Source organism: Yaniella soli, from assembly GCF_054782375.1.
This window is the reverse complement of record NZ_BAAGSP010000003.1, coordinates 142315-163465: the sequence shown is the minus strand read 5'-3', so window position 1 is coordinate 163465 and position 21151 is coordinate 142315. Positions and strand designations below refer to the sequence as shown.

The following is a 21151-nucleotide window of genomic DNA, read 5'->3' as shown; positions in this document are numbered from 1 at the left end:
TTTTCATGAATTTTAGGTGAATTTCTCTGGCCGAGAACCGACGAGAAACCGCGTCATGTGGCCGATCACTCACGCTGGATGAGAACCTTCTCATGGAACCGTCATGTTGACCTCATCATGACTTGTTGAGCTGTACTTACTTGAACACGACGTATGAAAGGTCCACATTATGACTACCGTATCTGTGACTCCAGACACCGCCACCATTTCTGCAATGTCAGCAGTCGTCGATCAAGATACCTCGCTGAGACCGTCAACGATTCTCAAAACGAGCGTGCCGCCGCGGGTGCAGGCTTCTTACACGACCCGTCACGTTGGCGCTGCGTTCGATGAGCGACCTGCGGATTTTCATCTGCTGACCGGTCGCACCGTCGTGCCACGCAGTGGTGATGTGGTCATTGCACGCGTGACCGAGATTCTGAACCATAAGCGGGTAGAAACTCCAGAATCACGCAAAGCCATCCTGTTTGAGGGTGCGCTGATCATGCTTGCCTACGGCAACCGTTACGCGGCCGACCAGTTCTTAGCTCACGTACCGGATTCGCTTGAGCCATGCCACCTCGTGGCCGCCGGCGGCATTGCTGGCACGGTGACACAGGCGCACGAAAAGATGGACGACCCCACGATCATCGAACCGATCGGACTGTTGGCCGATCGGGATGGCGTCGTCAACATCGCCCACTACGCCCCGCATCACACCCCGGATCAGTCGGCTACGGTGCCAGCCCCTACCGCTAGGCAAGATCGACCAGAAGTGATTGCTGTGTTGGGCACCGCCATGAACTCGGGAAAATCCACGGTGATGGCGTGCCTCATCAACGGACTGACCCAATCCGGACGTCGCGTCAGTGCCGGAAAGATCACCGGTACCGGTGCGGGCAATGATCCGATGATTTATCACGATGCCGGTGCCAACCGCGTGCTGGATTTCACCGATTTCGGGTACCCCACGACCTTCCAGCTGAAGATGAGCGAGCTGCGGGCCCTGACCATCGGGCTGGTCGAGGAACTCTCCCAAGCCGATACCGACGTCGTCGTAGTTGAAATTGCCGACGGCATATACCAGGAAGAAACGGCACAACTGCTACGCGACGCGACCTTCCAGGGCACCATCGATCAGGTCGCGTTTGCTGCGTCCGACGCGCTGGGAGCGCGGGCCGGTGTCCAGGAGCTTCAGGCTGCCGGACTGCACGTCTCGGTGGCCTCTGGTGTGATGACTTCGTCCCCGCTGGCCACCCTTGAAGCTCGTGGGGTGCTGGGGTCGGTGCCGGTCATTCCAACCTATGACCTCACCTGTGACGAGCAGGCCACAGCACTGTTGGTGCGCTCATGTCAGTAACCACCCCAACTCAGACCATGCACACGAACCAGCAAGCCGAGAAGACCACGAAGAAACCACAGGAGAAACCGGTACGCATGCCCAAGGTATGGCGTGGCCGTCGTCGGTTGCTGCTGTTGGGATTAGTCGGCCTCGGCATCGTCCAAGCCGTGTTGGCACTTGTGATGGCTTTGACCGTGGATGCACTCTTGTCGGGGCTTCCGACGGCGAATGCCAGCCCACAGCTGGCACCACCCTGGGCCACGATGCTGGGGCTGGCCGCAGCCGTCATCGGGATCGGCGCAGCCCGCTGGATAGAACGCATCGTCGCCGAAGATCTCGGCCAAGACTACGTGTACGAGCAGCGTCGTCGCCTCATCACAGCCGCTCTACATAACATCGGGAACCGGTCGCTCGGCGTGGTCGTCACGCGTGCTTCCAATGACCTGACAGCGGTGCGCAACTGGATTGCCCAGGGCCTGGTGCCCATGCTGACCGGACTGCCGTTGGTCGTCGTCGTGGTCACCGTCTTGGGTTTCATCAACTGGCCCATCGCGATCGCGGTTGCCGTGCCGCTAGTCGTCACCGCAGTGGCGATGCCTTTTCTCGCGCGGATTGCACACAATCGGGCCCGCAAGGTCCGGCGCTATCGTGGCCGCATGTCGGCTCGCATTGCGGATGCCGTCCAAGCCGGTGAATCTGTTCAAGTGGCAGGAGCCGTCCGACGCGAGCTCAATGCCGTCGACCGCGACTCTTCGCGTGTGGTAGGTGCCTCCGTCAAGCGCGCTCGCATTACCGGGCTGATTCGTGCCTTGACGGTGACGGCGGCGAGCCTGTGTACCGCCGCGGTGGTGTTTCTTGCTGTGCTGGGGATCATCGACGTCGCCGGCGTAGCATCGATTATGACGCTGCTCGGTGTCATGGCCACCCCGATGAGCGATCTGGGACGAGTTGTTGAGTATCGACAAAATTACCGCGCTGCTTGGCGCATCCTGGCGCCTATTTTTCAGTCGGCCACGCAGGTCCAGCGTGCGGTCCGTGCCAAAGAGCGCGCCTGGAAAAACGAACACACCCCGCAAGATGCCGACGACACGGCAGCACCGTCGCATCCCGCTGAAGGCGTGGTCATCGAAAACCTCACCGTCGACCACACTGCCATGCCAGACTTGCATGCGCGTGCCGGTGAACGCATTCTGTTGGACTCTGCCGACCCGAACCGGATCAACGGCGTGCTCAAGGCCGTGCTAGTCGATGGGATCAACCCGCTGGAATCAGACCACGACGATGGGCCTGTTGTCGTCATTGACGGCACGGAATATGGGGCAGCTCCGGCTTCTTTGCGCCGCGAACTGGTCGGCATGGCATCGGTTCGACAACCGTTAGAACGTGGGTCGGTCCAGCGTCTTGTGTCCTACCGGTTGCCCAACACGTCCGTCGAAGATGCCAAAGCCATATTGCATCGAGTCGGACTCAGTCCGGTGTTGTATTTACATCACAAGGGTCTGAAAACCTTGTTGAAAAATGACGGGGAACCGTGGTCCAGAGCCGAGGTTGCCCTCCTCAAACTGGCCCGGGCACTGTTAGGCACTCCACCGTTATTGGTATTAGAAAATATTGATGCCGCACTTGATGAAGACGGGCTGGCTACGCTGCGTCGAATACTTTCCGATTATCCCGGGACCGTCTTGTTTTCGTCGTTCACCCCGGAGCGTCTCTTTGCCGATGCAGAAATACGACGCTGGAGCTTAGATCAGTAGAGCGGGTGACGGGAATCGAACCCGCGTATCTTGCTTGGGAAGCAAGCGCTCTACCATTGAGCTACACCCGCGCACCGACGACTGGAATTGTCCTATCGTTGACGGCACAAGGAATATCTTAACACTAGCCGGGTGTTCTAGGCGTGATTCTGACAATTCGGGCGATTTGCCCAAAGTGAAAGTGACTACTCTGTGTGACGTAATTCCTTGCGTTCATCCGGGGATAGGGAAGAATACTAGGCATGACTTCGGCACCATCGACACAACGTATCCGCGCTTCTGAACTGGTCGGCGAGACCTGGTTCAATATCGGCGATAAAGACCTGAGCCTCAAAGATCTTCGCGGCAAGATCGTCATTCTCGATTTCTGGGCGTTTTGCTGCGTCAACTGCTTGCACGTGCTCGATGAACTGCGACCGCTTGAAGAACAGTATTCTGATGTGCTGGTGACCGTAGGCGTGCACTCACCGAAATTTGAGTATGAAGCTGAAACTTCAGCCGTCGCCGCAGCCATTGAGTGTTACGACATTGCGCACCCGGTCATTAACGATCCGGAACTGATCACCTGGCAGGCCTACACGGCGCGGGCCTGGCCAACCCTGGTGGTCGTGGATCCAGAGGGCTACATCGTTGCCCACCTCACCGGTGAAGGCCACGTCTCCGGACTCTACTCGTTGGTCGACCAGCTGGTCGAAGAGCACGAAGCCAAAGGCACACTACACCGGGGCGAAGGTCCCTACGTCGCACCCGAACCGGTAGCTCGCGACCTAAAATTCCCCGCCAAAGCGATCGCATTGGGCTCCAGGGGGAGCCAGGAGAGCACGTTCTTGGTGGCGGACACCGGCCATCACCGATTGGTCGAAGTCGCCGATGACCTCGAAACTGTCATACAAACCATTGGTGGCAACGGCAGCGGCAACGCGATATCGGCTGAGACCGGCCAAGCTGAGCCCGACTCGATTTCGGTTCGCGGCTACGCCGATGGCGGCCGTGAGATTGCGCTGTTCAACGAGCCCCACGGTCTGGCACTTTTGCCGGCGGACGTTGCAGCACAAGCCGGTTACGACGTGTTGATCGCGGACGCGGTCAATCACCGTTTGCGGGCAGTGAACCTCACAACCGGTGGCGTCTCCACTGTTGCCGGTAACGGTATTCAACGCCTGATTGATTCAGAGCGTGTCCAAGACGAAACTGGACAGTCTGACGTCGTGGATCTTGGACCATTTGCAGCAGGCGCTTTGGAAACCTCGCTGTCCACCCCGTGGGATGTGCAGTACTCGGAAGCTGAAGGTGTCGCGATCATTGCGATGGCCGGCACCCACCAGCTGTTCTCCTATGACCCCGTGACCAAAGATCTTGCGGTCTATGCTGGCACAGCGCTCGAGGGCCTGGTCGATGGGCCAGCCGATGAAGCCTGGTTCGCCCAGTCCTCTGGCCTGTCCGTGGATGCAGAGGGCACCTTGTGGGTCGCCGATGCCGAAACGTCTGCGGTGCGCTACGTGGTTCCATCCACCAAAACCGATTCGAAGGAACCCGAGGTCGGCACCGTCATCGGTACCGGTCTGTTCGATTTTGGTTTCCGCGATGGGACCCCCGACGATGCCCGCCTGCAGCACCCGCTGGGCGTCACCAACCTGCCTGACGGTTCGGTGCTGATCGCTGACACCTATAACCATGCCATCCGTCGTTGGGCTCCCGACACAGTGAACCCCGACGGCACCACCAAAGCGGCCGAAGTCACCACCGTGGCACGAGATATTCAGGAGCCCTCCGACATCCTCGTCGAAACAGACGCTGATGGCCACGCCGTGTCCATCGTCGTAGTGGAAACGAACGCCCACCAGCTGATCCGCATCAACGTGCCGGAGAAGTTCCTCCACGTCGATGAAGGGGCCAAACAAGCACAGCGTCCCGCAACCAAACTGGTGGTCGGCGATGTGCCGATCAATATTTCATTTGCCGCCCCCAAGGGCCAGAAGCTCGATGACCGGTGGGGCGATCCAACGCAGCTGACCATCTCCTCGACACCAGAACATCTCTTGTTGGAAGGTGAAGGGCGTGACACCGGTCTGACCCGCCAATTGCGGTTGAACCCAGACGTGACGGAGGGTGTGCTGCATGTGACCGCGCGGGCCGCTGCGTGCGACGGTGAGCATGGCCAACCCATTCCAGATTCGGCGGCGTGCCACCTGTATCAGCAAGACTGGGGTATCCCGGTCACCCTGCATGCCGACGCTTTCGATGGCGCGCATACCACCCTGGATTTGGATTTGCGCGGCATCCACTAGATCAGCACTCAACAGCAGACGCCGATCGGGATAGACTGGGCACACGAACGTGTTGTCTATCCCGATCGGATTTGTGTTTCATGGCCACCCTCATCGCCCACAGCGCTGAAGCCTCAACGGTACGCTTCGCCAAACAACTGGCAGAAACCTTGGGGGACCATCGCGGGGTCACAACCGCCACAGAAGACTTCTCACGCGCAGGACGCTACGTCGATTCGGTAGAGGCCGTTGTGGTGGTAGCACCGGCAGGAGAACCGCACTTCCACCGTGGCGCCCGGAATTTTATGGCAGCACACTATGCTGATTTTGCTGGGAAATCCTTATTCATCGCAGCGCTGGGGACCAAAGATCAGCTCAGCACCTCCGAGCTCACCGCGATGGACGCGTTCAGCCCGCGCGACACCGCATATTTCCGCACAGATGACCTCGATGAAACCGCGCTGACCGAGTGGGTCACATTGATCACTACACGTGGCGCAGCCTAACTACTGCCAGTTCGGGGCCACCCGAAGATTTTCAGGTGTCAGCTCCAAGTCTGCCGACATCTCGAAAACTTCTTCGTACTCGGTTGCCGACTGTTCTCCCGAGCCAATATCAATCTCCTGAGCGTCCAATACGGCCGTTGCCATAATCCAATCGATTTCAGGCTCTGAACCGTTCCAAGAGTACTCAACATCGGGCACATCAAGGGACCACGAGACTGAATTTGGGACGACCCGGTTGGCGGTTTCATAGCCGAATGGACAACCCGCCGGTTTCAACACCGTTTGTTCTGTGCAACGCTCCAGCTGCTGTTGCACCTCTTGGGTAATCGCCTCATCAACCGCAGGGGTCAGCTCCACGTCGAAACTGAATTCCGCACTCGCCCCGGCTGCCAAAAGATCAGTGACGGCATAGTGCTGAGGTGCAGTAGCTTCGAGATAGGTGCCCTGATATTCCAGTTCAATCAATGACGGTGCAAAGGCTGCCAAAGTTGCCGGTTCGTCGCCCTCCCCTAAAAGCGGGGTGGACTGGCCATGCACCTGTGCCACGGGCGCATCCGCTGTAGCATCGGCCGGCATCGGCTCTGGAGCCAGCTCAACCTGCTGCAACGGCATCGGATGCATTTCCCACTCATTGAAAAATAGCCACGATGTCGAAACGTTATCGACGACGAGCGAGGTAGCCCGCGTGTTGTCCTCGGCATCTGTGTACCGAATTTCTACCACCTGCTGGGTGAGCTCGTCGTCCCGGTAACTTTCCGGGACATCGGCATCGACAGCTACAATCTCGGCGTCTTCGAGAAATGCTGTGGACGCGGCGAGACCATCGCCGTCCAGAAGCACCGTCGAGATGCTCGCGGGGGCGTCCTCGGACAGATATCCCTGGGAAAGTGCCAAGGCAGTTTCACCTTCCCCGGCACGCAGGGCCTCCACGTAGTCTTCGACCGCCGACTCAGCGTTATAAATCAGCGAGTTGAGGAGTGTGATCACCACGCCGGCCACTACGAGTACCCCAGCGATGATGATTCCCCAAAAGCCCGGTCGCTGGACAACCGACCGTATACCAGAAGTTTTGGGCACCGTTCATTCCTTCGACAAAGAGACAACGTTCCTAAGCTAGCAGACCCGCCACGGCAATCATGGCGGGGATAGCCAGAATAGTGGTGACAAATACGGTGTCCCGCGACACAATCAGGCCCGAGTTGTACCGTGATGCGGCCACGAACACGTTTTGAGCGGTTGGTAGTGAGGCCAAGACCGTGGCCACGAGCACGCCATTGGCATCGAGCTGGAAGACAAAAGCAGCCAACAGCCATGCGACAAGTGGATGAATGATCAGTTTGACGGCTGAGGCAAGCACGGTGTCCCGGCGGCGACCCTGCCGCTTATCCAATGGTTTGGATCCGACCAGCGAGATGCCGAACGCCATCAGCATCGCTGGGATGGCGGCACCGGCGATCAACGTGATCGATTCGTCCAGAGGCTCCCAGAGTTGCCAGCCGGTCAGGGAAAAGACCAGGCCGAAGGCAGAACCGATGATCAAGGGGTTGCGTAGGATTGTCGAAATAATCCGGCCAAGACTGCGCCAAAATCCCGGGCGCACAACTTTTGTCTCTGACAGTCCCTCACGGTTTTCTTTGGCTGTTTGGCTGTCCATCACGAATACGTAGATCGGCGTGTAGATCGCGAGTTGAAACAGAATGACCGGTGCCGCATAGCTTGCGTGACCCAGCACGTAGGCGGCTATGGGGAGCCCAAGATTGGCGGAGTTCATCAACGAGGCAGACAACGCAGCAATCATGCGTTCGGAACCTTTGCGCTTGGTCTGTAGAAAACGCGCAAGCAACAGGTAGACGACGGCCGCCACTCCGGCAGACAGTGCCGCAATCCATAGTTGTGGCCCGAGGACAACGAAGACATCACTGTCTGAAAGCGTGTTGAAGAGGAGCGCCGGGGACGCGACGAAGAATGCCACGCGAGACAGCACCGGTTGAGCGTTTTTGCCAAGTACATCGGTTCTTCCGACCCCGTAGCCGACGGCAATGATCAGCCAAATGATGAAGAAACCCGACAGTACTTGTGCCACTGGTGCCTTTCTGCAGTATATTTACACGTCACACGCTATTCGTTCAAGGGAAGGAAGCAATGGCTGAGCCACCGCGCGGACGAACCACAATATGGTTGCTGTCTGGAATGCTAGCTGTACTTGGTGCCAGCATTGCGCTCCTCGCCACAATGGAATACTTTACTGCAACCCTTGTGATGGTAGGTCTCGCTGCGCTGGTGACGGTGGGGCTAGGAATCGTGCTGAGTCGTCGTGAGAACCATGACCGATCATGATGATGTTGCGTAATTCATCGCACAGAAACCGCGGAATATCGCGCGTGTTTAGCTAAGCATAACCAATTAGCGCATGCGGTTCATTCGCTAATTTGGCAAGCCCAAGTTGCCTAGACGGCACCACCTGGTCGGGGTAAATTATGAGTAATTCAAAAAACAGTTTGGATTAAGTCATTCAAGTATCGGGAGGGAACAGCTTTGATAAACATCCAGCATAAGAACGCAATTGTTGGCGCACTGGTCGCTGTCGTCGCCGTCCTGTCTGCGTTGGTCATCGTCGCCTCAGTTACGCAGATGTACGCGCTCACCGTTGGTCTCATCGTTGCTCAATTGGCAAGCCTAGGCGCCGTAGCCTACGTATCGACGAAGACGCGTGAACAGAATAATGAGCTGTTCTGCGCGAGCTTGACAGTGACGAAGTAGCGGGCCACTTCGCCCCGGACCGCAAAACAGAAAAGTTTTCGCCCCTAGTGTTGAGTTTCAGCACTAGGGGCTTGGTATTCTTAGAAGCAGCCGGAATTTTCGGAAACGAAAGGGTTGCCCATGTCGAACAAGACAGAAGAAGCGCTCATCATACTTGGCGGAACAGGAAATCTTGGCCAGGAAGTTCTGCCCATACTGGCTGATGCCGGATACCATCTCGTCGTATTTACCCGCTCTGAAATATCGGGTGCACCATTTGAGCATCCCAATGTGACTGTCACGCGTGGCTCATTAGACGACCCGGATTTTATCGATTCTATGGTCAGTACAGCACTACAGCATGCGGACAGATTGCGTGGGGCGCTCTTTCTGAACGGTGGTTTCGGGATGGACAACGGCATCGGCGCGGATGGCTTTACCGAACAACTCCGGCAGCTACTCGAAAAAAACGTGTACCCAACGACAAAAGTCTTATCCCGCGTGCTTCCACACTGGGCCACCAATGGTGGTGGACGAGTCGTGCTGACGTCCGCGACCGTCGTCGAAAAACGCTTTGTAAAGGGCGGCGCGTATGCGACATCGAAGATGGCCGTCGATAGTTTAGCCCGACAAATTCAACGCGAATACGATCCAGAAGTCGTCGACGTGCACGTGTTGCGACCGAAGTTCATTGGCGAGAAACCCGGGCAAGATGCACCTGCGGACCTTGCTCAAGAGATGTTAGAAGCGGTCCAGCGCGAACCATAAGACTGGTGCGCTGGCTCACTGTCCCAGGAGGGGATCGAGTATGGCAAGGACACTGACGGCATCGGAACGCCAGCTCATTAGCGCCATGATGACCAGCGCCAAAGCAACAGACCCGGGCCAGTTCGAAGATCAACAGGCGTGGTATCAGTGGCGCCAAGAACTTCATGAGGGCCTTGACCGCATTACCGTTGGGGCACCGTGTGGCTGCGGGAAATGTCCTTCCGTGCAGCTGCTCGTGGACGGCCAGGCGGTTCCACCGGGAGCGTCTCAAGTGATTCTGGAGGCTTTCATCTCGGAGGGGATCGTGATGTTGTTTGTTGATGACGGGAAGCCGTCGTACCTCGAGGTTGCTCCGAACTTGGATAGCGCGGTCGAGCTGCCGGATGAAAGTGCACTCATTTTCTAGCTGCGTGCAGATTGCATGCCGTGGCGACTCGCCACAATCGCCGCGCAAGGGTTTTTGTAGGCTAGCGTTAACTTGTGCTTTTATCGGATCGTGATATTAAAGAATCATTGGAGTCGGGGCGGATCGGCCTGGATCCATTGGATGTATCTATGGTGCAGCCGGCCAGCGTCGACGTGCGCTTGGATCGTTTTTTCCGACTCTTTGACAACCATAACTACCCGTTCATTGACCCCTCTCAGGATCAATCCGGTCTCACCAGAATGGTTGACGTCGAGCCCGATCAGCCGTTTGTTCTGCACCCCGGTGAGTTCGTGCTGGGGTCGACCTACGAACAAGTGACGCTGGCAGATGATGTGGCAGCACGTTTGGAAGGGAAATCCTCTCTTGGTCGTTTAGGTTTGCTCACTCACTCGACAGCAGGCTTTATTGACCCGGGATTCTCAGGTCACATCACTCTGGAACTGTCCAATATGTCGACGCTGCCCATCAAATTGTGGCCCGGATCCAAAATTGGTCAAATGGCCTTTTTCACGCTGACCTCGCCGTCCGAACATCCTTACGGCACCGGGCCGAATTTGAACCGCTACCAAAACCAGCGCGGACCAACAGCGTCGAAATCCCACTTGAATTTTCACCGTTCAATGATCGACCGTTAAATTTGTTGCGCTGATAACAGAACCGGCGTTATTGTCGCCACAAAACGCAATGCCGTTGCCCTAAACCTTTGCTTGCAGACGTGGTGGGACTCCATGAAGCCCTATGCGATTCTTGCGCAGTTCCGCGATATTGCAGGGCACGTTTCTCTGATGGATCCTACGTATGCTGTGCTGCTTAGGCAGGAAACGCCGGCTAAAAGATCGAAGGACATTCAGAAACATAACGGTGATTAACGCAATGTTCTTTCTCAGGGTAGCGATGGATAAACCAAACTACATCCTATGAAACTTAACTTAAGTGTGAGAAGCTGCGTTATTGGATTGTCACAAGACTGTGCAGACGCCCACTTTCACTATGTACAGTTAAGCAGGTGACCGTCCCCTAGAACTGCGGAGGCAACCGTGCTAATTGTGCTGCTTGCACTATTCTTGGTTGCACTCGTCGCCCCAGTAATTATTGAAAGAACCGGACGGTCCGGTTTCTTGATTCTTGCGGCAGTTCCGGCCGCTGGTTTCGTGTGGTTAGCTGCTCAACTACCGAAGGTTCTTGCCTCGGAAGAGCTCTTAGCTTCGGGAGCCGCTGGGGACCGTCAAGATTCTGTTTTGGTACAAACCTGGGACTGGATTCCCCGGCTCGGCGTACAACTATCATTCCGACTCGACACACTCAGTGCATTTATGGGGCTGATCGTGTTGGGCGTCGGGGCCGCTGTGCTCGTCTATTGCGCCCGCTATTTCTTAGCCGATGAACGTCGCCTCGGGACATTCGGTGCCCAGTTCCTTGCCTTTGCCGGTGCCATGTTTGGTCTGGTGGTCACCGATGATTTGATGGTGCTCTTCGTTTTCTGGGAGATCACCACGATCCTGTCGTTTTTGATGATCGGCTATCAGGCGCACCGTGTCTATGCCCGTCGGTCGGCTACAACTGCATTGATTGTGACCACGTTCGGTGGGTTGGCCATGCTGATCGGGCTGGTGATGCTCGGGCATGCAGCGGGTACTTATCGGCTGTCTGAAATTATTGCGCAGGGCAGCGAGCTACTCACCGGAGAATTCGCCGGGTCCTATATGACCTGGGCAATCGGACTTGTCCTACTGGGCGCCATCACGAAATCAGCGCAAGTGCCCTTCCACTTCTGGTTGCCAGCAGCCATGGCTGCGCCGACTCCAGTTTCGGCCTACTTGCACGCCGCTGCGATGGTCAAAGCCGGCGTCTACTTGGTCGCGCGCTTTGCGCCAGCATTCGCTGGGGAAACGATTTGGCACATCATGGTGTTGGGCGTTGGTATGTGGACCATGCTGGTGGGCGGCTGGCGTGCACTGCGACAGACCGACATCAAACTCATACTCGCCTACGGCACGGTGTCGCAGCTTGGTTTCTTGATGATTGCCAACGGGCTGGGTACGGTCAACGGTGCCATCGCCGGACTGGCCATGCTGTTGGCACACTCCCTGTTCAAAGCGCCGCTGTTTATGGTGGTCGGTGCAATCGACAAAATCACCGGCACCCGCGATCTCAACAAACTCTCCGGACTGCGAAAATCACACGCCGCATTATTCTGGATTGCGGCGATTTCATCACTCTCGATGGCCGGTGTCCCGCCGCTGTTCGGTTTTGTTGCGAAAGAAACCGTGTTGCAGGCTTCGCTGGATTGGGCCACTTGGCGCAGCGAAGGCCACATCACCGGTGCTCTTGTCGAACAACCGACGTTCTGGGGAGCTGTATGGAGCTGGGCGCCACTGGTGGTCGTCGTCCTCGGGTCCATCCTGACGGTGGCCTACACTGCGCGGTTTATGTGGGCCTCCTTTGCAGAAAAGAAGCGTCAGACCGACGACGGCCTCGTCACGATGCCGCAAACTCGTGCCCTGCGCGGTTTCGGACGCGTCGGCATGATGCCAGCTGCCCTGTTGGCTGCGGCAGGCGTAATCGCTGCACTGGTGCCGGGCTGGGTCGGGGAACTCCCGTTTGCCTTCGGACAAACTTTCACACCTGTTGGCGGTGAAGAAGCGGCTCCACTTGCCCTATGGCACGGTTTCAGCCTTGTACTCGGTCTGTCCATGGTGATCATCGTGGGTGGTCTGTTGCTGTTCACTGCCAAAGCCCGCATTAGTCAAGCTCAGCAGAATGTTCCACATTGGATCGATGCGGCGAAAATCTATCGGTCGACCATGGCGAAACTCGATGACTTTGCGGTTTGGGTCACGGGTCGTACCCAGCGCGGTGACTTGTCGTTCTACCTCTACATCATCTTGGCCATGACGGTCCTCGCACCGATTTCGGTGCTGTTGTTCCCCACCAACGCCGATGAGTCGACGATTTCGCTACCCAATGCCGCCTTCTTTGGCGACTGGATGCTGAGCGGACATCCGGTGTTCTTACTGCTTGCCGTGGTCATGATCCTGGCAGCTATCGGAGCAATCCGGGCCAAACGGCGCTTCTGGGCCGTCCTATTAGTCTCAACTACCGGTTATGGTCTCGCCACGATCTTCGCATTTCAAGGCTCCCCGGATCTTGCGCTGACGCAGGTCCTCGTGGAATCAGTGTTGACCGTAGCTATGGTGCTGGGTCTTCGTGTCTTGCCGCCCAACATTCCAAGAATGCAAAAGAAGACCGACAACCAGTGGGCGCGTGCGCTCCTGGCCATTGGTTTCGGTCTGACGATGATGTGGGTTGCAGCCACAGTCATGGCGTCCAGGATGGCCGAACCCATCTCGATAGATATGCCCGATCTGTCCTATAACGAAGGTGGCGGTACCAATATCGTCAACGTCACCCTGGTCGATATGCGTGCCTGGGACACCTTCGGCGAGATCACGGTGTTGGCAGCCGTGGCAACCGGTATTGCATCGTTGGTCTTCATCGCAGAACGCGATCGTGGACGCAGACCGATCTCGGATATTGCCTCGGGGACCGTTGGACGTTATCACGTCGCTGAATCTGCAATGAATGCCTCTGAAGTCAAGAGCTTTGCGAACTTCTTCAAAGCAGACCGTCAACCGTGGATCGTTGCCGGTGCAACCATGGCACCGGAACGCCGTTCCATTATTTTTGAAGTGATTACTCGACTGATCTTCCATGCCATTATCCTGGTGTCGTTGTACCTGCTCATTGCAGGTCACAACCTGCCAGGTGGCGGTTTTGCGGGTGGCCTGTTGGCTGGGATCGCCTTTGCTATTCGGTACCTCACCGGTGGTCGCTACGAATTGGAACAGTCGGTCAATGTGCCCGCCGGGATCGTCTTGGGTTCTGGCTTGGCCATTGCCGCGATTGCAGGGGTAGTCCCGCTGTTTTTTGGCGGGCAGGTATTCCAGGCCTACGACGTGGAAGTCCTCTTGCCACTGTTTGGCCACGTGCACTTCGCCTCTGCGATGGTGTTCGACGTCGGGGTCTATCTGGTCGTCATTGGCCTGGTCTTGGACGTCTTGCGTTCGCTGGGCTCCGAGGTTGATAGCCGTCACGAAATCGAAACGCGTAATCGGGTCGAAGCAGAACAGCGCATGACTGCCGCTCGGGCAAGTGCTCAAACCCCGGGAGGTCACAGTGACGATTGATGCAGTGCTCTTAGTCATCATGGGCGCGATGTTCGCTGTGGCCGTCTATTTGCTGATGGACCGTACGCTCACGCGGATCATGTTTGGGCTCATGCTGTTTACCAACGGGGCGAACCTGTTGCTGATCATCATGGCCGGTCCGGCTGGGCTGCCACCCATTGTGCGTGATGGGGTAGCCGATGACGAATACTTCGACCCATTGCCCCAAGCGTTGACCCTGACGTCGATCGTGATCAGCTTCGCCGTCACCGCATTCCTACTGGCCCTGATCTATCGATCCTGGGTGCTGGCACGCCGTGATGAAGTGCAAGTCGATATTGAAGATATCCAGGTTGCAGAACAGCCTGCCTACGACGCCGAAGATGACGCGGAGCTCGCGGAAGAAGAATCCGAGTTCCTCGAAGACCACGAAGACCCCAATATCGACTATGAACTAACGACCCAAGACGATCCCACGGTCCGCCCACAAGATCCGAAAGAAGGTGACCGTCGGTGAATGATATCTCAGCCGTGACGCTGGCCCCACTGTCGGTGCTGCTACCCATTCTGGGTGCGGCTATCGCCTTCACCCTCGTGCGTCGCCCCGTGAGTCAGGTCGCCGTGACCTTGACCACGCTGGTAGCCACGATGGCGCTGGAAATTTGGTTGCTGGTCGACGTCTGGATCAACGGGGGAGCCGAGGCCGTCTTACTCGGCGGCTGGGAAGCACCCATTGCCATCACCTTGGTGGTCGACCGATTCTCAGCCATCATGCTGGTGGTCTCATCGGCGGTCGTCTTATCGGTGATGCTCTACGCATCCGCCCAAGGCATCGGTGACGACGAATCACCGCAACAACCGGTTTCCATTTTTCACCCGACCTTCCTGATCTTGACCGCGGGAGTCTCCAACGCGTTCTTGGCCGGCGACCTGTTCAACCTCTACGTTGGATTCGAAATCTTATTGACGGCCTCCTACGTGCTGCTCACCATCGGTGGCACCGGCCCCCGAGTGCGCGCCGGGGTGACCTATGTGGTGGTCTCGGTTGTCTCATCGGTTATCTTCCTGGTGGCCATCGCCATGATTTACGGGGCCACGGGTACCGTCAACATGGCGGATCTCGCGATGAAATTAGGCGATCTTGATCCAGATCTGCAACAACTGTTGCACCTGATGCTGTTGGTCGGTTTCGGTATTAAAGCAGCGGTGTTCCCGCTGTCATTCTGGCTGCCGGATTCCTATCCGACGGCACCCGCGCCTGTAACTGCGGTCTTTGCTGGCTTGCTCACGAAGGTTGGTGTATACGCCATCGTGCGCACCGAGACCCTGCTGTTCCCGGGGGATCGCGTCAACACGCTGTTATTGGTCGTTGCTGGGTTGACGATGATCGTGGGCATACTCGGCGCCCTGGTGCAGTTTGACATTAAACGTGTGCTGTCGTTTACGCTGGTTTCCCACATCGGCTACATGATCTTTGGTGCCAGCGTGGCCAACCAGATTGGTCTGACCGCCACCGTTTTCTATATCGTCCACCACATCACCATCCAAACTGCGCTGTTCTTGGTGACGGGACTCATCGAATATCGAACCGGTTCGGCCAATATTGAGCGACTGGGTTCGATGGCGAAAATTTCCCCGCTGGTGGCGGTGCTGTTCATCATCCCTGCGCTGAACCTCGGGGGTATCCCACCGTTTTCTGGTTTCCTCGGCAAAGTCGGGCTCATCGAGGGCGGCGTCATCAATGGCACACCGCTGGCGTGGGTGTTGGTGGCTGCCTCGATCATCACGTCATTATTGACGCTGTTGGTTATGATTCGTATTTGGACTCGCGTATTCTGGCGGCCAATTGAGGATGCCGAAGATCCGGCGATGCGCGGTACCGAAGAAGCCGAGCGGGTTGAGGCCGGCAGAAAACCGCTACGCACCGATTCCCCCGGTTTGGTCATGCCGACTATTGCACTGGTCACCGTGGGCGTCGCGCTCACTGTGGTGGCCGGACCGCTGTATGATTTCGCAGACAAAGCAGCCAACGATCTGATTCACCGCACCCCGTACATCGAGGCTGTCCTCGGCGAAGAAGCCGCCCAGGAAGCTCAGCGTGAAGCAGATGTACTCGAGGACTGGGGTATTTCGGGTTCCGATGGAGCCGGAACGAATCAGGGCTCGGAAGGAGGTTCGGGGTGAGTAACGAACCGCAACAACCGCGTCGAGAATCCGACCATCGTCCGTCGGCCATTGAAGACAAGCGTTCCCGTCTTTCGCAGTGGCCGATGATTCTCATGCTCACATTTGTGTGGGTCGCCTTATGGCAAGACCTGACATTAGGCACCATCGTACTGGGCGTAATTTTTAGTACCCTGGTGATGCTGTTGCTCCCGCTACCACCGGTGCCCTTCACGGGCCGTGTCAATATTCTGCACAGTTTTACCTTCGTATTGTTCTTCCTGTGGAAGATCACTGCTGCCACCTGGGATGTGGCCAAAAAGGCGGCTGTCCCGGGGCCGAAAGTCATCAACTCGGTGGTCGCAGTCAAATTGCGAACTCAAGACGACCTGTTGCTGACACTGGTTGGTCACGTGTATGCGCTGATCCCGGGATCGCTTGTGATTGATGTGGACCGGCCGTCATCGACGTTATTTCTCCATGTCATCGACAGACCGGATGAAGCATCGGCCGAAGCATTTCGTGCCGAATCGTTGGATATTGAAGCACGCATGATCCGCGCGTTTGGTTCAGCACGAGACTACGAGCTGGTCAGGGCAGAAGATCAGGCCCAGGATGGCGTGGTCCGTCGCCACTCGGAGATCGCACGACTCGAAGAAGATGAGCAGCAGGAGATAGGTTCATGAGTGTACTGGAGCTTGCCGGCTGGATCAGCCTATTCTTTGTCGCCGTGGGCGTGCTGGGTGCACTGTACCGGATTGTGCGCGGCCCAGCCCTGCTTGACCGTGCGATTGCGGTGGACGTCGTACTCATCGCGTTGTCGTCAGGTCTCACCGTGTGGATGGCACTTGCGGGACAACCCGACTACATCATGATCGTGGTCGTGGCATCGCTCATCGGGTTTATCTCCTCGGCGACGCTGGCACGGTTCACCGTTGAAGGCGCACAAGCCAACCAGTCAGAACCCGAACCAAAGCAAGGCCCCGGTGGTGCACGCTCATGACCATCACATTTGACTCCTGGACCGAAATCGTTGCGGCCATCCTGTTGGTACTGGGCACCTCGCTGACGGCAGTGGCCGGCTTCGGTCTGCTGCGTTACCCGGACGTATTATCCCGCATGCACGCAGCCACCAAACCCCAGGTGTTAGGGCTGCTTTTGGCATTAGCCGGACTCGGCGTGGCTCTAGAAACCTGGGCGGTGATCCCGGTGCTGATCGTTGCGTGGTTGGTGCAACTGATGACAGCACCGGTCTCGGCGCACCTCGTGGGGCGGGCGACGTATCGTTCGCATCACCTCGCGCCCGAAACAATCGCGGTGGACGATTTGGCGAAGGCCATTGAAGTTCAAGACCGGCTGGATGCCGAGCAAGAATACAACGACAACCCACGCCCGAAATAAGGCTGTAGGCTACTCCCATGGCCTGGACTCAAGCTCGACAAACATTCATCGATGCCAGACTGCGCAACCCTCAGAGCCTCCCGGCGCCCGTGAGCCTTCCCGAGCGCGTCGTTGGATCCGACGAAACCGTCTACGAATACTTGATCTGCACCGAAAAAGCCAGTTATTTCCCGGTGCTGGTGGTGACCAACCGAGGCATCGTCTACACCGAATACAAGACGATTCGCGGCTGGCGAGTAGCCGAACACGTGCCGGCCCAAGCGGTTGCCGGAGCCGCGTACGAGAAACGCTGGATCACCGGCAGGATCCATGTCTATCAGCACGACGGTGGCGGTTTCAGCGTGAAGACACGGCTCGGCGAGGAGAACGTTGAATGGGCAATGCACCTCGTCGACCTGATGAACCGATTATCTACAGCGCGGTGACTGCAGCCCTTGCACTCTGCCTGGTCACGGGTGCAGGGTTGACGTATGGATGCTATAGATATTTTGGAAGACCTGGTACAACGCCCGATGCAAGCCCTCGACTATTTTTGGGATGAGCTGGATCCGAGCCAGCTCAATAGTCATCCGGGTGGACACCCGAACTCGATTGCGTGGCTGCTGTGGCACACCGCCCGTGAAACGGATGCACAGATCGCACCGCTGGCAGGACATGACCAACTGTGGACAGTGGAGAACTTCGACTCCCGTTTCGGGCTGTCGGAGGTTGACCTGGGTATGGCCGATGTCGGTCTTGGACAGTCACCAGACGATGCGCGCGGCGTGACCGTTGAAGAGACTCAGCAAGGCAAAGACTTGTTGCGGGACTACCTTGAAGCCGTCTATGCGAAGACGGCCAGTTGGATTGCAATGCTGAGCGATGATGACCTTGACCGGGTCATCGACAATGATTGGGATCCACCGGTCACCGTTGGCGTACGCATCATCAGTGTGATCGATGACGCCGCACAACATATCGGTCAGGCGGCCTATGTGGCGGGAACCGTCGAGCTCCACGACCTGACATCCTAACCGATTACCGGTTTCAGAGCTGCACGCCGGTCAGCTCCTCAGTCAGCTTCCACAAACGTTGCTGAACGTCTGGGTCATAGGCTTGCGGATGGGCCTCGGCACGCTGTTGACCGGAAAAATACTGACCGGTTACTGATTCCAGGGCTTCAGACTCGATCAGATGCAGGACGGCATCGACCCCGGTCGCAAGGTCATCGACGGTGTGCCCGTAGCCCTCTTCAACCATCCGGGTCGGCATCAGCGTCGCGGGGTGCAGACTGTTGACGGTCACGACCTCGGCCGGCAGCTTATTGGCCAGGAAGAATCCCGTGGCGATCATGACAAATTTACTCTGTCCGTACGCGCGATCACCGGTGTAGTTGTGCTCAACCTGGGGGTCTTCAAAATCCAGGGGCTGTTGGGCACCGGAGGCGACATTGACGATGCGACTCGGTGCGCCCGTTTCAAGCAGCGGGAGGAGCCGCAGCGACAGGACGAAGGGTGCCAGATGGTTGACGGCGGTGCGCAGTTCGAAACCATCCGCTGATTCCTGGCGGGTGTCGGTGGCACCCTTGCCGATGCCGGCGTTGTTCACTAGCACGTCGAGATGATCGGTGAGTTCAAAGACCTTGTCGACCAGGTCATGGACTTGGGAGAGCTCATCCAATTCGGCGGTCACCAGCTCGATGCTGGCCTTCGCTGAGGACAACTCGGTGGCAAGCTCGTTGAGGCGCTCGGCGTCGCGCCCGTGCAGGATGAGCCTACCGGGCCGCTGGGCTACAGACTCTGCAACAGCGCGGCCGAGGCCACTGGTGGCTCCGGTGATCAGCACGGTACGGTCAGTGGTCTCCATGGGTTCACTCCTTGGTTGTTCGTGGATCGTTGCGGGTCTGCTGGTCGGTGGCACTCGAGGCCCAGACGGCTTGCCATTTTTCGGCAAGTGAGCTGACCGATTCGTGGGCGTTCAGCCCGCTGGGATCTGGCACGACCCACAGTTGGGTATCTTCGGGCCACCCGGCTATGTCGTGGGTATCTTGGACGCCGAGTTTGGCTTTGGGCTGCTCGAACGCGGTGCGAAACGCGGTGATTCCGGTAAAGGCGGCCGCGTGTGGACGCAGCATCCGAACCCGGGTGATGAGGTGGGAACGCCCGGCGCGCAATTCATCGCGGCTGAGCTCATCGGCGCGCGAGGAGGGTCGGGAGACGATATTGGTAATGCCGACGCCTCGTGTCGCGAGCATGTACTCATCGGCCCGGCTGAGGCCATTGGAATCGTTCACCAGCCCATCGGTGATTCCGGCCTCGTACAGTGACTTCCAGAATCGGTTGCCGGGGCGCGCGAAGGGTGCTTGCACGGCTGCCGCCCACGGGCTGGGGTTTGTGCCGACGATGAGCAGCCGCAAAAAGTGGGCGTTTTCTTCATCGGTGGGGTAGGGCAGGACATCATCGAGCTGCAGTCCGGTGGCCGCGGCTTCTGCCAGGTCGGTTTTGGTCGGACGGGCCTCGCCTAACGGGGACCTTCGCCGCCAGGGTTGCCAGTCGGGTGGAAGGTGGATCGACATATCTCCACCCTAGGATATTCAGTGCTGCAGGTGGTGACTAGAGTCGAGGTCATGAGTGAGCACCCTGAAAAAATGACTGATACAACTGCCCGCGCGACGGTGTCCCATCCGGATCATTCAGATCATGCGGATCCGTGGGCGATGCAATTGGTGATACGTCGCAATAAGCAGGACCCGGCGAGCCATATTGCGGTGCTTGAGGCTGCCGGGGCATCTGTGGTGAGGCTACTCGATGATCAACGAGTCACAGCCCATGACGGGCAGTGGGCGCAGGCTGTTGCGCATTGGCGTGCCGGCTGGATTCGTAAGGTTGCTCGGCGTGCGGAGAATAAACGCTGGGATGACGTACAGGCTCTGCCCGGTGTCAACGCTGGTTCCGAAAATGCGGAGGTCCGGGCTTTTGTCCCGGGCCCGTTGGCCCCCTTGCCACCCGAACTCAAAAAATTACAGGTTGGTGGCACAGAGTTCCCGCGCTTGCAGGAATCAGCACACCACGACGCGGTGGTCACCGTTGAGGTCACGCCTGAGGTGGAGCTTTCCACCGGCAAGGCTGCTGCCCAAGTGGGCCATGCGGCACAGCTGGCCTACGAACAGCTTATCCAGCGCGTCGCGGACAGGGACGCCACCGCGTTACAAGTCCTGACGTCGTGGCGTCATGACGACTTCCGCATTCGGGTGGCGGCCCCATCACTGACAGCATGGCGCGAAACAGATCGACCGGTGCGTGTCGTGGACGCGGGACTCACCGAAGTGGCCGGTGCCACCGAAACGTCACGAGCCTACTGGTGATCGTGGCGGGCTTAGACCTCGGCCTTGCCAAGTTGCTGAGCGTTCTTGTTTCCGGTCTTCTTCATGGCTTTGGAAACCGCGCGCTGGGAACCGATTTCTAGCAGTGCGGTCACGCCCGCTGAAATGGTCGTGAAGGCGACGAACTGCAGCATGGTGGCGTCATCGTCTTCGGCGTTTGGCGCATATTTGCCGGTGGTGCCTTCCCACACTTTTTCGACGACCTTGGCCCCGAGGTAGCCGGCCCCCATGGAGACACCGGTACGGAGCAACTTCTGGATGATGTTATTCATAGTTCT

General features: G+C 57.7%; 23 protein-coding genes and 1 tRNA gene. 18 read left to right on the top strand and 6 right to left on the bottom strand.

Annotated features, from left to right (window positions below; translation table 11 throughout):
* Positions 1-169 precede the first annotated feature (169 nt).
* A complete protein-coding gene (locus tag ACYVJT_RS02770) occupies positions 170-1339 on the top strand; it encodes a P-loop NTPase family protein (RefSeq protein WP_343958250.1) in 1170 nt (389 codons plus the stop codon).
* The gene (locus ACYVJT_RS02765) at positions 1330-3075 is read left to right on the top strand and encodes an ABC transporter transmembrane domain-containing protein (protein WP_343958248.1); all 1746 of its coding nucleotides are present in this window, start codon (positions 1330-1332) and stop codon (positions 3073-3075) included. The genes ACYVJT_RS02770 and ACYVJT_RS02765 overlap by 10 nt, the downstream gene beginning before the upstream one ends.
* Here ACYVJT_RS02765 and ACYVJT_RS02760 read toward each other — a convergent pair.
* Positions 3076-3146, bottom strand: a tRNA-Gly gene (locus tag ACYVJT_RS02760).
* Positions 3147-3317: 171 nt separating this feature from the next.
* Here ACYVJT_RS02760 and ACYVJT_RS02755 point away from each other — a divergent pair.
* Both ACYVJT_RS02755 and ACYVJT_RS02750 read left to right on the top strand, forming a co-directional pair.
* On the top strand, positions 3318-5363 hold the full coding sequence (locus ACYVJT_RS02755) for an NHL domain-containing thioredoxin family protein (protein ID WP_343958246.1): 2046 nt from the start codon (positions 3318-3320) through the stop codon (positions 5361-5363).
* An 80-nt stretch (positions 5364-5443) separates the two neighbouring features.
* Positions 5444-5848 (top strand): flavodoxin domain-containing protein, encoded by a 405-nt coding sequence (locus ACYVJT_RS02750; protein WP_343958244.1) that lies wholly within the window; start codon positions 5444-5446, stop codon positions 5846-5848.
* Here the strand turns inward: ACYVJT_RS02750 and ACYVJT_RS02745 are convergent, their stop codons facing one another.
* Complete coding sequence (locus tag ACYVJT_RS02745) at positions 5849-6925, bottom strand: hypothetical protein (RefSeq protein WP_343958242.1); 1077 nt, start codon at positions 6923-6925, stop codon at positions 5849-5851. It lies immediately after the preceding gene.
* 31 nt (positions 6926-6956) lie between these two features.
* Complete coding sequence (locus tag ACYVJT_RS02740) at positions 6957-7931, bottom strand: AEC family transporter (RefSeq protein ID WP_343958240.1); 975 nt, start codon at positions 7929-7931, stop codon at positions 6957-6959.
* 59 nt (positions 7932-7990) lie between these two features.
* Here ACYVJT_RS02740 and ACYVJT_RS02735 point away from each other — a divergent pair, with 59 nt between their 5' ends.
* The 13 genes from ACYVJT_RS02735 (at position 7991) to ACYVJT_RS02675 (ending at position 18525) form a co-directional block, all read left to right on the top strand.
* Positions 7991-8185, top strand: a complete 195-nt coding sequence (locus ACYVJT_RS02735) for a hypothetical protein (protein WP_343958238.1) — start codon at positions 7991-7993, stop codon at positions 8183-8185.
* Positions 8186-8383: 198 nt separating this feature from the next.
* Positions 8384-8608 carry a hypothetical protein gene (locus ACYVJT_RS02730; RefSeq protein WP_343958236.1) on the top strand — a complete coding sequence of 75 codons (225 nt, stop codon included), beginning with the start codon at positions 8384-8386 and terminating at the stop codon, positions 8606-8608.
* A 120-nt stretch (positions 8609-8728) separates the two neighbouring features.
* A complete protein-coding gene (locus ACYVJT_RS02725) occupies positions 8729-9355 on the top strand; it encodes an SDR family NAD(P)-dependent oxidoreductase (RefSeq protein ID WP_343958234.1) in 627 nt (208 codons plus the stop codon).
* 40 nt (positions 9356-9395) lie between these two features.
* A complete protein-coding gene (locus tag ACYVJT_RS02720) occupies positions 9396-9761 on the top strand; it encodes a hypothetical protein (protein ID WP_343958232.1) in 366 nt (121 codons plus the stop codon).
* A 74-nt stretch (positions 9762-9835) separates the two neighbouring features.
* Positions 9836-10417 (top strand): dCTP deaminase, encoded by a 582-nt coding sequence (gene dcd / locus ACYVJT_RS02715; protein ID WP_343958230.1) that lies wholly within the window; start codon positions 9836-9838, stop codon positions 10415-10417.
* 402 nt (positions 10418-10819) lie between these two features.
* A complete protein-coding gene (locus ACYVJT_RS02710) occupies positions 10820-13969 on the top strand; it encodes a Na+/H+ antiporter subunit A (protein ID WP_343958228.1) in 3150 nt (1049 codons plus the stop codon).
* A complete protein-coding gene (locus ACYVJT_RS02705; protein ID WP_343958226.1) occupies positions 13959-14465 on the top strand; it encodes a Na(+)/H(+) antiporter subunit C in 507 nt (168 codons plus the stop codon). The genes ACYVJT_RS02710 and ACYVJT_RS02705 overlap by 11 nt, the downstream gene beginning before the upstream one ends.
* 5 nt (positions 14466-14470) lie before the next feature.
* A complete protein-coding gene (locus ACYVJT_RS02700) occupies positions 14471-16132 on the top strand; it encodes a Na+/H+ antiporter subunit D (RefSeq protein ID WP_343958290.1) in 1662 nt (553 codons plus the stop codon).
* Entirely contained in the window at positions 16129-16797 is a 669-nt protein-coding gene (locus ACYVJT_RS02695) for a Na+/H+ antiporter subunit E (protein WP_343958224.1), read from the top strand. The genes ACYVJT_RS02700 and ACYVJT_RS02695 overlap by 4 nt, the downstream gene beginning before the upstream one ends.
* A complete protein-coding gene (locus tag ACYVJT_RS02690; protein ID WP_343958222.1) occupies positions 16794-17114 on the top strand; it encodes an MrpF/PhaF family protein in 321 nt (106 codons plus the stop codon). Before ACYVJT_RS02695 ends, ACYVJT_RS02690 begins: the two co-directional genes overlap by 4 nt.
* Complete coding sequence (gene mnhG, locus ACYVJT_RS02685) at positions 17111-17512, top strand: monovalent cation/H(+) antiporter subunit G (RefSeq protein WP_343958220.1); 402 nt, start codon at positions 17111-17113, stop codon at positions 17510-17512. The genes ACYVJT_RS02690 and mnhG overlap by 4 nt, the downstream gene beginning before the upstream one ends.
* 17 nt (positions 17513-17529) lie before the next feature.
* Positions 17530-17937, top strand: coding sequence for a hypothetical protein (locus ACYVJT_RS02680; RefSeq protein WP_343958218.1), 408 nt, complete (start codon positions 17530-17532; stop codon positions 17935-17937).
* 45 nt (positions 17938-17982) lie between these two features.
* Complete coding sequence (locus ACYVJT_RS02675; RefSeq protein ID WP_343958216.1) at positions 17983-18525, top strand: mycothiol transferase; 543 nt, start codon at positions 17983-17985, stop codon at positions 18523-18525.
* Positions 18526-18538: 13 nt separating this feature from the next.
* Here ACYVJT_RS02675 and ACYVJT_RS02670 read toward each other — a convergent pair whose 3' ends face one another.
* Together ACYVJT_RS02670 and ACYVJT_RS02665 are read right to left on the bottom strand one after the other, a co-directional pair.
* Positions 18539-19357: an SDR family NAD(P)-dependent oxidoreductase gene (locus ACYVJT_RS02670; RefSeq protein WP_343958214.1), complete on the bottom strand. Its 819-nt coding sequence runs from the start codon at positions 19355-19357 to the stop codon at positions 18539-18541.
* Between the two features lie 4 nt (positions 19358-19361).
* Positions 19362-20066, bottom strand: a complete 705-nt coding sequence (locus tag ACYVJT_RS02665) for a mismatch-specific DNA-glycosylase (RefSeq protein WP_343958212.1) — start codon at positions 20064-20066, stop codon at positions 19362-19364.
* Between the two features lie 51 nt (positions 20067-20117).
* On the opposite strand from ACYVJT_RS02665, the gene ACYVJT_RS02660 reads away from it, so the two are divergent.
* A complete protein-coding gene (locus ACYVJT_RS02660) occupies positions 20118-20855 on the top strand; it encodes an aminoacyl-tRNA hydrolase (RefSeq protein ID WP_343958210.1) in 738 nt (245 codons plus the stop codon).
* A gap of 11 nt (positions 20856-20866) precedes the next feature.
* Here the strand turns inward: ACYVJT_RS02660 and ACYVJT_RS02655 are convergent, their stop codons facing one another.
* The gene (locus ACYVJT_RS02655; protein WP_343958208.1) at positions 20867-21145 is read right to left on the bottom strand and encodes a DUF4235 domain-containing protein; all 279 of its coding nucleotides are present in this window, start codon (positions 21143-21145) and stop codon (positions 20867-20869) included.
* Between the last annotated feature and the right edge of the window lie 6 nt (positions 21146-21151).

Coding starts and splice junctions, on each gene's coding strand:
- ACYVJT_RS02660 (WP_343958210.1), top strand. CDS start 20,118: ATGAGTGAGCACCCTGAAAAAATGACTGATACAACTGCCCGCGCGACG.
- ACYVJT_RS02720 (WP_343958232.1), top strand. CDS start 9,396: ATGGCAAGGACACTGACGGCATCGGAACGCCAGCTCATTAGCGCCATG.
- ACYVJT_RS02765 (WP_343958248.1), top strand. CDS start 1,330: ATGTCAGTAACCACCCCAACTCAGACCATGCACACGAACCAGCAAGCC.
- ACYVJT_RS02675 (WP_343958216.1), top strand. CDS start 17,983: ATGGATGCTATAGATATTTTGGAAGACCTGGTACAACGCCCGATGCAA.
- ACYVJT_RS02755 (WP_343958246.1), top strand. CDS start 3,318: ATGACTTCGGCACCATCGACACAACGTATCCGCGCTTCTGAACTGGTC.
- ACYVJT_RS02770 (WP_343958250.1), top strand. CDS start 170: ATGACTACCGTATCTGTGACTCCAGACACCGCCACCATTTCTGCAATG.
- ACYVJT_RS02670 (WP_343958214.1), bottom strand. CDS start 19,357: ATGGAGACCACTGACCGTACCGTGCTGATCACCGGAGCCACCAGTGGC.
- ACYVJT_RS02655 (WP_343958208.1), bottom strand. CDS start 21,145: ATGAATAACATCATCCAGAAGTTGCTCCGTACCGGTGTCTCCATGGGG.
- ACYVJT_RS02750 (WP_343958244.1), top strand. CDS start 5,444: ATGGCCACCCTCATCGCCCACAGCGCTGAAGCCTCAACGGTACGCTTC.
- ACYVJT_RS02665 (WP_343958212.1), bottom strand. CDS start 20,066: ATGTCGATCCACCTTCCACCCGACTGGCAACCCTGGCGGCGAAGGTCC.
- ACYVJT_RS02680 (WP_343958218.1), top strand. CDS start 17,530: ATGGCCTGGACTCAAGCTCGACAAACATTCATCGATGCCAGACTGCGC.
- ACYVJT_RS02690 (WP_343958222.1), top strand. CDS start 16,794: ATGAGTGTACTGGAGCTTGCCGGCTGGATCAGCCTATTCTTTGTCGCC.
- mnhG (WP_343958220.1), top strand. CDS start 17,111: ATGACCATCACATTTGACTCCTGGACCGAAATCGTTGCGGCCATCCTG.
- ACYVJT_RS02735 (WP_343958238.1), top strand. CDS start 7,991: ATGGCTGAGCCACCGCGCGGACGAACCACAATATGGTTGCTGTCTGGA.
- ACYVJT_RS02725 (WP_343958234.1), top strand. CDS start 8,729: ATGTCGAACAAGACAGAAGAAGCGCTCATCATACTTGGCGGAACAGGA.